The sequence below is a fragment of the Halalkalibacter okhensis genome (assembly GCF_000787375.1).
GTDB classification, from domain to species: domain Bacteria; phylum Bacillota; class Bacilli; order Bacillales; family Bacillaceae_D; genus Halalkalibacter; species Halalkalibacter okhensis.
Map to the genome: position 1 here is coordinate 163,265 of NZ_JRJU01000001.1, position 11,935 is coordinate 175,199.

The 11,935-nt window shown below is 38.9% G+C and carries 14 protein-coding genes; 1 reads left to right on the forward strand and 13 read right to left on the reverse strand.

Annotated elements, in window-relative coordinates; all coding sequences use genetic code 11:
• Positions 1-9: 9 nt before the first annotated feature.
• The 12 genes from LQ50_RS00850 to LQ50_RS00905 all read right to left on the reverse strand — a co-directional run bounded on the left by LQ50_RS00850 (position 10) and on the right by LQ50_RS00905 (position 10,215).
• Positions 10-396 carry a diacylglycerol kinase family protein gene (locus tag LQ50_RS00850; protein ID WP_034625039.1) on the reverse strand — a complete coding sequence of 129 codons (387 nt, stop codon included), beginning with the start codon at positions 394-396 and terminating at the stop codon, positions 10-12.
• On the reverse strand, positions 380-853 hold the full coding sequence (gene ybeY, locus LQ50_RS00855) for an rRNA maturation RNase YbeY (protein WP_034625040.1): 474 nt from the start codon (positions 851-853) through the stop codon (positions 380-382). The genes LQ50_RS00850 and ybeY overlap by 17 nt, the downstream gene beginning before the upstream one ends.
• Complete coding sequence (locus LQ50_RS00860) at positions 850-3,024, reverse strand: HD family phosphohydrolase (protein WP_034625042.1); 2,175 nt, start codon at positions 3,022-3,024, stop codon at positions 850-852. The genes ybeY and LQ50_RS00860 overlap by 4 nt, the downstream gene beginning before the upstream one ends.
• A 112-nt stretch (positions 3,025-3,136) precedes the next feature.
• The gene (locus tag LQ50_RS00865) at positions 3,137-4,123 is read right to left on the reverse strand and encodes a PhoH family protein (protein ID WP_034625043.1); all 987 of its coding nucleotides are present in this window, start codon (positions 4,121-4,123) and stop codon (positions 3,137-3,139) included.
• A gap of 5 nt (positions 4,124-4,128) precedes the next feature.
• Entirely contained in the window at positions 4,129-5,328 is a 1,200-nt protein-coding gene (yqfD, locus tag LQ50_RS00870; RefSeq protein ID WP_034625045.1) for a sporulation protein YqfD, read from the reverse strand.
• A 44-nt stretch (positions 5,329-5,372) separates the two neighbouring features.
• On the reverse strand, positions 5,373-5,663 hold the full coding sequence (gene yqfC, locus LQ50_RS00875; RefSeq protein ID WP_034625046.1) for a sporulation protein YqfC: 291 nt from the start codon (positions 5,661-5,663) through the stop codon (positions 5,373-5,375).
• Between the two features lie 98 nt (positions 5,664-5,761).
• Positions 5,762-6,295 carry a YqfB family membrane protein gene (locus tag LQ50_RS00880; RefSeq protein WP_034625047.1) on the reverse strand — a complete coding sequence of 178 codons (534 nt, stop codon included), beginning with the start codon at positions 6,293-6,295 and terminating at the stop codon, positions 5,762-5,764.
• A 39-nt stretch (positions 6,296-6,334) separates the two neighbouring features.
• Positions 6,335-7,336, reverse strand: coding sequence for a flotillin-like protein FloA (gene floA, locus LQ50_RS00885; protein WP_034625050.1), 1,002 nt, complete (start codon positions 7,334-7,336; stop codon positions 6,335-6,337).
• A 4-nt stretch (positions 7,337-7,340) separates the two neighbouring features.
• Entirely contained in the window at positions 7,341-8,699 is a 1,359-nt protein-coding gene (locus tag LQ50_RS00890) for an NfeD family protein (protein ID WP_034625051.1), read from the reverse strand.
• 191 nt (positions 8,700-8,890) lie between these two features.
• Positions 8,891-9,334, reverse strand: a complete 444-nt coding sequence (locus LQ50_RS00895; protein WP_034625053.1) for a GatB/YqeY domain-containing protein — start codon at positions 9,332-9,334, stop codon at positions 8,891-8,893.
• 22 nt (positions 9,335-9,356) lie between these two features.
• Entirely contained in the window at positions 9,357-9,530 is a 174-nt protein-coding gene (gene rpsU, locus LQ50_RS00900; RefSeq protein WP_003323311.1) for a 30S ribosomal protein S21, read from the reverse strand.
• A 121-nt stretch (positions 9,531-9,651) separates the two neighbouring features.
• On the reverse strand, positions 9,652-10,215 hold the full coding sequence (locus LQ50_RS00905) for a TetR/AcrR family transcriptional regulator (RefSeq protein WP_034625056.1): 564 nt from the start codon (positions 10,213-10,215) through the stop codon (positions 9,652-9,654).
• Positions 10,216-10,427: 212 nt separating this feature from the next.
• Between LQ50_RS00905 and LQ50_RS00910 the strand changes: the two genes are divergently transcribed.
• The gene (locus LQ50_RS00910) at positions 10,428-11,366 is read left to right on the forward strand and encodes a Na/Pi symporter (protein WP_034625058.1); all 939 of its coding nucleotides are present in this window, start codon (positions 10,428-10,430) and stop codon (positions 11,364-11,366) included.
• Between the two features lie 44 nt (positions 11,367-11,410).
• Here LQ50_RS00910 and LQ50_RS00915 read toward each other — a convergent pair whose 3' ends face one another.
• Positions 11,411-11,905, reverse strand: a complete 495-nt coding sequence (locus LQ50_RS00915; protein ID WP_070808103.1) for a hypothetical protein — start codon at positions 11,903-11,905, stop codon at positions 11,411-11,413.
• Between the last annotated feature and the right edge of the window lie 30 nt (positions 11,906-11,935).

Consider the following 11,935-nt stretch of genomic DNA (forward strand, 5'->3'; position numbering starts at 1 on the left):
CAACCAGTTCTAAAACAATTCAAGTAAAGCTGGGATAAAAAGAATACACCCAATTGCTACTGCAAATAGACAATAGATGAAGACAGCGGCCGCCGCTATATCCTTGGCCCGTTTTGCTAATGGATGATATTCTTCCGTTACAAGATCAACTGTACGTTCGATCGCTGTATTCATTATTTCTAGAGCAAACATGCTAGCTATTACTAATAGCAACACTACCCAATGCCCTACTGGAAATTGCAATAAAAATGCAGCAAATACAGTTACAATTGCTACTAACAAGTGAATCTGCATGTTTTGTTCATGTTTAAGGACATATTTAAACCCCTGTGAAGCATAAAAAAATGACCTGAGTAACCTTTTAAACCCTCTTTTGTTTCTATCGTGTAAGCCCATAAGCAGTCAAAATGTCCTCTTGCCTCGAGAACATTTCCTTCTCATCGGCATCAGTCATATGGTCATAACCAAGTAAGTGGAGCATACCATGAACAGTTAGAAACCCTAATTCCCGTTCAAATGAGTGACCATATTCCTCCGCCTGCCTTTTAATGTGAACCGAAGAAATAATGATATCTCCGAGGATATTCGGCATATCTTCTGCATAAACAAACTCAGGTTCATCATCATCTTGTTCATTTAATGCAAAAGAAATAACATCTGTTGGTTGATCTTTTTCTCGATATTCTCTATTAATTTCCTGAATACGCTTCTCATCTACCACAGTTACCGAAACCTCAACCTCACCTTTTAACCCTTCTAGTTCTGCCGTCTTTAAAATGACAGACTCAATCAACTGATGCTGCTCATCAGAAATACTATTCGTCTCATCCGTAAAATCAACAGTTATGTTCATCCTTTTTCTCCTTTTCCTTTTACATCTTCTGGGTATTCGATGCGTTGATGAAACGTTCCTTTTAACGTTTCTAGAATTGAAACAGCGATTTGGTCAAGTTCCTTTAATGTTAAATCGGATTCATCAAATTGCCCATCTTCTAATTTGTCTTGAATTATTTTTCGAACGAGCGCCTCAATTTTATCTGGTGTCGGCTTTTGGATCGTTCGAACTGCCGCTTCTACGCTATCAGCTATCCCAACAATAGCCGAAACTTTCGTTTTTGCCTTTGGTCCCGGATAGCGAAATTGCGACTCAGGAATAGGCTGGTCTGCATCTTGATTCGCTTTATGATAAAAATACTTAAGTAGTGTCGTTCCATGATGTTGCTCCGCAATATCAATGATTTCTTTTGGCATCTTGTACTCCCGCAACAAATCAGCACCATCATATGGGTGTGCAATAATAATGGTTCTACTTAATTGTGGAGAAATTTTATCGTGTGGATTTTCCATTCTCATTTGATTTTCAATAAAAAAGTGTGGTCTCTTCGTTTTACCTAAATCATGATAATAAGAACCAACCCTCGCTAGCAATCCGTTTTCTCCAATTGATTCGCAAGCTGCCTCAGCTAAGTTGCCAACTACGACACTGTGATGGTACGTCCCAGGAGCCTCAACCAATATTTTACGCAACAAAGGATGATTCGGACTTGAAAGTTCAATTAATCTTGATGTTGATAAAATGCCAAATCCAGCCTCAAAAAATGGCAATAACCCTATTGTCAGTACTGCAGCAACAAATCCAGATAGAAAGGCAAAGCCTACATGCATCCCAATTTCAAACCAGCCACTTTGAACAGTTTTCATAAACATTAGAGCAACGACTGCCACCATATTAATGGCCGAAACAAATAAACCAGCTCTTAAAATTCTCGAAATTCGATTAGACTTATCTAAGAAATATGCACCTGCAAATGAACTAAACAACATGTAAAAACCATAAGTAAAGTTGAATGTTCCGACTGTTTCATTATTAAACATTATACTTCCAACAACAGCGAACATGATCCCCGTGTAAAGCGCAAGTCGAGTATGAATGAGTAATGTAATTAGCATTGCACCAATAGCAACAGGAACAACAAAGCCAATTCCTTGAATTTCTAACCCTTCTAATAGGCTAGTAATTTTCATTAATGATACTGTTACAATAAAAATTAACGTATACATTAGTAAATGACTGTTATTTTTCTGTACGGACGTTTGTGCTTCATTTACATAATAAGCTAACATTCCTGTAATAAGCAAAACGAGTAAGGCTAGTCCAATGTAAGGAAAGAAATTAAAAGACCCATCTAACAGTCCTACAATACGAAGTTGTTCATAGATGTCATGACTAATCATCTCCCCTTCTTTTACAAGGAGTTGTCCTTCTCGAATTAACACAGGCTCGACACTTTCCGCTGCCTCCTGTCGTAGTTGCTCCGTAGCATTAGCATCATATATGTAATTTGGAATTATAGCAAACTGTGCTACTTCAATCATTGCGTCTAACAATCTACTACTAACCGTCGATATAGCTATTTGGTTACTTACCTCTTGTTTTGCATCTGCTAGTTCACGAATGGATATTCTTTCACTCATCACTTCATGGACAGCATTTGTCGTCGTTTCTTTGGCTATTTGTAACTGTGAATCACCGGCTTCCAACAATGTCACTAGAGTTTGATCGGTAATTCCATGATTCCTTCTTAACGATAAAACTTCTTTCACATAGTCAACTCTCAGCTCAATAAGTTCATCACCACTTAAAGGCTCTTCTTCTAAATCTCGGTCCTCTATAAGGTCTTCTTCCATATTCTTTGTTTTATCTACTACTTCAAATATATCATCAACTTTCTTCACCTGATTTTGAGCATACTCTCGCTTTAGGTCATACACAGGACCAATCTCATCAACAGCTGCACTCCTTCTCTCCTCTGTTGCTGTTTTATGCTCAATTGTTATAGGAGAACGGATATCTTTATCAGCAATTTGAGAAAGACGAATATCAATCGTTTCAGGAATAACATTTCCTAATAGTAATATATAAAGAATAAAACCTATTGTACAAAAAAGAATTGCACGTATATATTGATGTTCTCGCAATCTCCTCCACCATTTTTGTTGATCAATTGATGACCTTCTCTTCAAACAAATCACCTCATTTCTTTCCTTCTTAATCCTAAAAAGAAAGACCCTCTTTCGTTAAGAGGGTCTTCATATTAACGCCTCCTAGGGCAGGCTTTCTTTTTCAAATAAAATTCTATGTTTTCTCGATGAATTCTCGCTCATCTGCATCTTGTTTTTCGTAGGCCTGCAAAATCTGTTGCACCAATGTATGACGAACAACATCAGACTGTTGAAGATAAATAAATGCAATATCATTCACTTTGTCCAATATTTCAATCGCAACTTTCAAACCAGACTTCTTTCCACGCGGTAGATCAATTTGTGTTAAATCTCCATTTATCACCATTTTCGAACCGAATCCGAGCCGCGTAATGAACATTTTCATTTGTTCACGAGTTGTATTTTGAGCTTCATCTAGTATAACAAAAGCATCATCTAGTGTACGTCCACGCATATAAGCTAAAGGTGCTACTTCAATGGTACCTCTTTCCATCAACCTCGCTGTTTGTTCCATGCCCAAAACATCATGAAGAGCGTCATAGAGAGGACGTAAGTAAGGGTCCACTTTCTCCTTTAAATCTCCAGGTAAAAAACCCAAGCTTTCTCCTGCTTCTACAGCTGGACGCGTCAAAACAATTCGCTTTACATAACCTTCTTTTAAAGCAGTAACTGCCATAACAACAGCTAGGTACGTTTTCCCTGTACCTGCAGGACCAATTCCAAAAACCATGTCCTTTTTCTTTAAGGCAGAGACGTAATGTCGTTGGCCAAGCGTCTTCGCAATAATCGGTTTTCCTTTAACATTCGTTGCCACTTTTTCATCATAAAGCTCAAGTAGCTCATCGAGACGATTATTTTCAGCTAATTGAGCAGCGTATACGACATCTCTCTCTGAAATAGATATCCCTTTTCGAATTAATTGTATTAATGTTGTAATGATATGGCGAACAATTTCTATCTTTTCAACATCTCCAGTAACGAGGACTTCCTCACCACGAGTAACAAGCGTCACATCAAGATGTTCTTCTAGTCGCTTCAGATGTCTGTCACGAGGGCCAATAAGCGCCTGTGTCTCATTAGCATCCTTGACTTCTAACTGTATTGTTTTCGCTTCTGACAATAGACTCAATCTCCTTGAATAATCGGCTGCTCCGATGTAATATCTTCTATTACTTGGTAATGTATCCGTAAGTTTACTTTACCATTCTCAACAGTTTCGTGCAAAACTTTTTCTCCCATTATCTCTGCATCCTTCGGTAAATGCTTCGATAAATCTATGCGGGCACGTTCTCTAGCTGCCCGTATGGCTTCTTCCTTTGTATACGTACGTTCAAATTGTTTGGTTTCAAGATAATCAGATCGTTTATACGTTAATGGCAGCGACCAGTTAAAAAATCTGAATGGTCTTTCGTGAATTGATTCTGTCGATTCTTCAAACTCCACCTTCCCATATCCCCAAATCGGAATATCTAATCCGTAAATCGAGAGGTAATGTTTGGATTTCTTTTCACCAGTCAATGTTGTAAATAGGCTATCTAAAGGGATATTCACTTCAGACTTGTACCAAATCTCACCAAGAACTACAGCCTGAGCTGGGACTAACTCTTTTTCTTCATTTTCGGATTCTTTTTTTCCAATATAACCAGAGACAAGCAGGTCTCCTTCTCTGACGAAATCATTAGGCTTGACCATAGCTTGGCCGTGCTCAACAAATATTTTGCGAATGATCGCCTTTTTCGTAGCCACTAAATTTCTCGGGCTATAGCGTTCTGCTTCTTCAGGGAGTTGCTGTTCAACTACTTCAAATTCAAAAGTGGTTCCTTTTTGCCTAACTCCAACCCAAGTAGCCCCTTGAACTAACTCGGTAACGTCTCTTTGTATAAGTTCAACACTTGGTAGGGAGAACTGAAAAGCTCCTCGCTTTATCCCCATCTCCGTTACAACTTGTCTAAGTTCATGCTCTACCTGAGGAGAGGCTCCTTTAATTTCAACCCCCCAAACCATGTTTGAGAGAACGAACATAATAGCCAAGAACCCCACAAGCCCCGCAACAAAGCCCGAACGCACCATCAGCCTTCTTATAAAAAAAGGCAAACCATTCCGTTGAATAAACGATACCCTACAATTGGTCATTTTTAAAATAGGACGTATACGCTTCGCATCATCTACGTCCATATAACAAACCATCCTCTTATCGCCAATCTTTTTAATTTGCCATATTGATATCTCTTCCTCAATACAACGATTTAGAAACCTCTCTGGATAATCACCATCTATCCGAACCCGTACATAGCCATGCAAATGGTTAGTCCAATTATTCTTCATTTTTGTTTTTCCCCCTTTAAAACATACGTATACCTAGCTACTAGCTATGTACGTGAATCATCTATAAAAAGGACTTGATCAATGCGCCCTTCAAGTAACAGTTCTTCTGGTAAGATCGTTTTAATGACAAAACTGTCACCTTTTATGAGTAATTGCCCCTGCTTTAGTAACAACCGGAGCTCTTGATTAGAGAATCTTAATACACCGCGATGATTTTCAATGTATATATGCAACTGACCGATCATTGTGATTCGCGGCAGGTCCATCATGACATCAGCAGGTAATTGCAATTGCTTTGTCATCCAGTTCTTCATTTGTTGTCTCATCTTTTTCATACGTGAACCCCCTCTCCTCTAATCTTTATGATCAATGGTGAGTTGATATCACAACGAATCGACGTCAAACAAAAAAAAGAAGCAGTGCCTAGTTGGCACTACTTCATATAGCGTTTTCTCGAAAAAGTATTATGCGGCTGACGTCCTCTTGGGGGACCAAGTACTTCCGACCAGACAACTGCTTTCATTGCTTCTTTATTCGATAGTCGATTTAAACGGAGATCAAGACCTCCACTCTGATTTGTTGCTTCTGTTTCGCTTTTAGTTTCAAGACCTCTTTTCAAAGTCTTTTCTCTTTTTTGACGAAGCTCATCGTACCGGTCTTGAAGTTCTTGCTGCAATAGCTCTTTTTCCACAGGTACCGTCACCTGGTCCATTTTAGATTCTTGTCGAGCTGGAACTCGTTCAGGTTCCACTTCTTCTTGCTTAAATATTTCTCGCCAGTCCACTTTTTCTTCTTGAGGTTGTGGTTGCCTTTGTGGTTGTCTCTGTCTCTGGCCAGTTCCACGGTTTTCTTGTTGCTGTTGCCCAGCACCAGACATTCGACCTAGCATACTAATGATACCACCAACAACAACCGCAACGAAGACAAAATTTTGAACAATAAAATCAAATAAACGTTCTAAAGGCACATTCATCTCCTCCTTTCATTTTTAGGGGAGGATTCATGATTATTCACCCTTTTGATTAGTTGAATCACCATCAGTAGCTTTGCTGATCGAATCACGCATATCTGTATCTGCCATTACATTCTGATAGTTCATATAATCCATAACACCCATGTTTCCTTGACGTAATGCCTCAGAAAGTGCCATTGGTACTTCAGCTTCAGCTTCAACAACCTTCGCACGCATTTCTTCTACTTTAGCTTTCATCTCTTGTTCTTTCGCTACTGCCATTGCACGACGTTCTTCTGCTTTTGCTTGAGCAATCTTCTTATCAGCCTCAGCTTGGTCAGTCTGTAATTCAGCACCAATATTTTTGCCAATATCAATATCTGCAATATCAATAGACAGAATTTCAAACGCCGTTCCTGCATCCAATCCTTTTGAAAGAACTGTTTGTGAAATCATATCAGGATTTTCTAATACTTTTTTATGATTTTCTGCTGAACCGATGGTAGAAACGATCCCTTCACCAACACGTGCAATAACCGTATCTTCACCAGCACCCCCAACAAGGCGGTCGATGTTAGCGCGTACTGTAATACGAGCCTTCGCTTTCACTTCAATTCCATCCATCGCCACACCGGCAATAAATGGCGTTTCGATTACTTTCGGGTTAACACTCATTTGTACCGCTTCAAGTACATCACGTCCAGCTAGATCAATTGCTGCTGCACGTTCAAAACTCAATTCAATATTCGCTCTTTGCGCTGCAATAAGCGCGTTAACAACACGGTCAACATTACCACCAGCTAAGTAATGCCCCTCTAATTTAGATGTACTTAAATCAAGCCCTGCTTTTACCGCTTTAATTAATGGGTTTACAACACGTGCAGGTATAACTCGACGTAACCTCATTCCAACTAATTCAAAAATACCAATTCTAACTCCTGCCGCTAAGGCTGAAATCCATAGCATAACTGGTACAAATGTAAATAATACCGCAAGCAAGATAAGCAAGATCGCCAAACCAATTAACAATGTAATACTTCCAGGATCTAATGCCATTTTCTTATTCCTCCTTTAAATTGTTTTCTTTCACTTCACGAACGACAATTCGCGAACCAGCTGTATACACAACTTCAATTTTGCTACCCTGTCCAATATATCCTCCCTCAGATACAACGTCAAGACGCTCTTGATTAAAAACTGCTGAACCTGAAGGACGCAGTGGAGTCAAAGTCGTACCAGATTGACCAATCAATTCTTCTCTTGTTTTATTAGAGATATACCCTTTGTCTGTACTCGTTGAATCCGTATGGATGATCTTCTTCATCGGACCCCAGTTGCCAAAATATTTAAAGATAAAAACCGTTGCAACAGCTGTTATCACAAGGGCAATCGCAATATAGATCAGCATCGAAGCCGTTGAAAATGAAGCGAGCAGCATACCTCCAATAACGGAGGCAATCCCTAACAAACCAAAGATCCCAAAGCCAGGTATAAATATTTCTACCACAATGAGTAAAAAACCAATCACAAACAAAATCATCGATTCCCAACCAGCAAATCCCGCAAACATATGCCCGAAGAAAAAGAGCATCAAGGCGGAAATCCCCATTATTCCCGGTACCCCAAAACCTGGTGAGTAAAGTTCAAGAACAAGCCCCAAGCTACCTATGGATAATAGAATTGGTATGACAACAGGATGAGTGACAAAACGCGCAATTTGCTCAGAAAAGCTAACTTGCATATCCCGCTCTTCTACACTCCCTAATTGTAAATAGTCAATAAGCTCCGTTCGATTAGAAGCAATCGCTTCGGCATACTCTACCTGCATTGCTTGTTGCGCTGTAAGAGTTAATAATTCACCTTCAGGCGCCCCTAATTCAGGCAGATCAATACGTTGATCAGCCATGGCAAGAGCATACTGCGGATCTCGACCATTTAACTCAGCAGCACTACGCATCTCAGACAACCAGTATGATTGTGTCTTATCTTCAGCCGCATTTCCGGCACCATCGATTACAGCTGCTGACCCCATAGTTGCCCCTGGCGCCATAATTATTTGCTCAGTATTAAGCGCGATATAAGCACCTGCTGAAATCGCCTTATTTTTAACAAAAGTAATAATTGGAATATCACTTTCTTGGATTAACAGTGCAATATTACCAGCTGCATCAACCGCTCCTCCTGGTGTATCCATCTCTAAAATAATATGGGTAGCTCCATTTTCTTTCGCCGTAGTAATAGAACGTGACATAAAAGCTTCAAGCCCACGCTCTACTGTTTGTTCAACTGGAATATAATAAACTAAAGATTCATTCTCAGATTCTTGATCACTATAAACGAAAGATTGAATCGGTATGAGCAAACAAGCTAAAAAAAGAAACGCGATTGACCCAATAAGACGTAAACGTTTGCTTTTCATATGTACCCTCCCTTCTATCGTCACTCTTATTCTTATACGAATATAAGCAAAATGAGGTTTCAACTTTTTAACCACTTTTATTATAATATTCACTTTCCATCTACTTATCATTCTATCACGAAAACAAATTCCAGCTCTAGTATAAGCGAAAAAACGTCTCACCTCTAACAAGAGATGAGACGTTTGTGTCATTATGATAAATGTTTTTGCACAAGACGATTCACAAGACCACCATCAGCTTTTCCTTTAACCTTAGGCATGATTGCTCCCATGACCTTACCCATGTCTCCTTTGGTTGAAGCCCCTACCTCTGCAATTGTTTCTAGAACAATTTGAGAGACCTCTTCTTCAGAAAGCTGTTCTGGCATATAGTCTTCAAGTACGTTAATTTCTTCACGCAACTTGGAAGCTAAATCTTCACGGTTTGCTTTTTCAAACTCATGGAGGGAATCCTTGCGTTGTTTCAGTTCGCGATTAAGCACCGTAAGGCTATCATCGTCCGTCAACTCACGTCCGAGCTTATACTTCTCGTTTTGCAACGATGACTTTACCATACGGATGACAGAGAGTCTATCCTTTTCCTTGTTCTTCATCGCATTCTTCATGTCTTGATTTAACCGTTCAAGAAGATTCAATGAAAGCACCCTCTCACTTCAATTAGAACTTACGTTTTCTTGCTGCTTCAGATTTCTTCTTACGCTTAACACTAGGCTTTTCATAGTGCTTACGCTTTTTAACCTCAGCCAACGTTCCTTCTTTAGAGAGTGATCTCTTGAAGCGACGAAGTGCAGCATCAATCGATTCGTTTTTGCGAACACGAGTTTCTGCCATTTTATTTCCCTCCCTCCGAAACAACCAACTCAGGACGTACATTCAATTTGAGTGCACGTCTCTTAGCATTATAATATAATCATTATGATAGGTCAACCGAAAATCAACAAGTTCCGCTCTATCATTTTGCTTTTAACCCGTTAAGCATTAAATCAATATATATTTTAGATACAGCCTTTTCATTTAACTCTCCTTTTGGGTCAAACCAATGATAACTCCAATTCACGGCTCCTAGAATCGCTAGAGTAATAATATTGCTATGCAAATCTTTGCGAAATTCACCCGTTTCCATTCCCTTTTCGATAACACGTTTTATATTTTCTTTAAACTCATCACTTTTCTTAAATATATCTTCAAGATGGACGTCATTTAAGTGCTGCATCTCACGAAAAAACACTCTTGCACTTTGTCCATGTCCCTCTATGTGTTTCATTAGCATGTAAACCATCTCAAAAAGTTTTTGTTCTTGAGTACTGCCTTTGTTTACTATTTCCTCTTGATTTATTAACAGATCGTCAATATAGCGAAAGTGGATTTCCATTAGTAGCTCTTCTTTGCATTTGAAGTAATAATAGAACGTTCCTTTCGTCACCCCAAGAGCTTCTACAATATCTTGAATGGATGTTTCAGTAAACCCATTTTTCCCAAACAAATCAATGCTCTTTTCAATTATTTTCTCCTTCATGTTGTAAACGCCTCACAATCGTATAAAAAAAATCATTGGCTCTAGTATACCATAAAAGGCACAGATCTTTTGTTTTACAACACCCTCAAATAAATTCCCTATATGTAATATATTTTTTCGTTTATTTATTCTAACTATAAGTATTCTCTTTTTCATGATTTCTGTCATGCTTGTTCACCTTTGTCCATAGATTGAATAGAGAGGTGATCGGAGTGATTAAAGAATTATTTTCGTTGTTGGCTGTATTTATTGCTTTATTCTTATTTGGAATGGTCGTAATGAGAGCAGGACTTTTTCAAATTGGAGAAGCTAAATTTAAAGATGTTTTATATCGATTAACAAATTCAGCCTGGAAAGGGTTAGTGGTTGGTGCAATGGCCACGGCTGTACTTCAGAGTAGTTCAGCCATCATCATCATGACGGTTGGCCTCGTGGCTACAGGGCTCCTTGCCTTTCGTCACTCAATTGGCATTATTTTAGGCGCAAATATTGGTACAACCATGACAACAGAATTACTTGCTCTTGATTTGGCCATGTTCATCGTACCTCTTTTGGTAATTGGCTTAGTCTCTTTAGTCATTCCCAACAAAAAAACATACTCTCTAGGATGTTTATCTTTTGGACTTGCTTGCATTTTTATTGCCATGGATGGTTTAGAAACGTTAGCTTATCCGTTAGCATCGATTCCTTCCATCCATTCTTTTTTTGATTTAACGAATGAACATCAATTAGTTGGAATTGGGATTGGAACCGTTCTGACAGCAATTATTCAGTCAAGTACAGCGACAACAGCGATTGCAATGGGATTTATGGCAGATAATGTCTTAAATCTCCCTGCTGGTATTGCTATCATGTTAGGCGCAAATATTGGTACATGTGTCACAGCCTATCTAGCTAGCATTGGTTCAGGACGTAGCGCGAAACTTGTTGCCTATGCCAATATTTGGTTAAATGTATTTGGTGTATTACTTTTTATCCCTTTGATCGGGTGGTTAAGTGCATTGGCAAGCAGTCTCACACCAGCACCCATGATGCAACTTGCGCATGCTAGCCTTATTTTTAATGTTATTTGCTCAATCATTTTGTTACCTTTTGTAACATACTTTTCAAGGTTTGTAGAATGGTTACACCTTGAGAAGTCAAATGCTTAAAGGGAAGGTACCTGCTAACATAGTCAACAGGTACCTTCTGTCATCTAGTTTTGGTAAGATTGTTGGCCATAAGACTGACTAGCTTGTCCTTGACCTTGTTGGTTTTGCATTTGCTGTAGCTTTTGCATTTCTTGTTGTTGCTGCTGCTGGCTTTGAGTTTGCTGTTGCAATTGTTGTTGAGATTGGTTGATTTGCTGAGCCATTTGATTCAATACATTAATGGATTGAATTGATTGACTTACATTCCCTAACATTTGTGTAGCTTGTTGGATCGATTGTTGAAGGTCTTGGAATGTTTTCTGTTGTTGTTGTTGCGCTTGATTGCTAATTTGTTGTAATTGTTGTAATAACTGATTCGTTTGTTGTTGGTCTTGTCCTGTAGTAATCATTGAGTTAGCCTGCTGTTGAGTTGATTGAAGTTGGCTTAGTGTTGACTGCATCGTTTCTAAATGTCCTTTTAGCGGATCCAACTCAAGTCCAATTTCCTCCTCAGCTTCCTCAGTTACATGCTCAATGATTTCTTTTGTGTCTTTTTCCATTGCAAACTCCTCCTTAAATGATTCAAAATC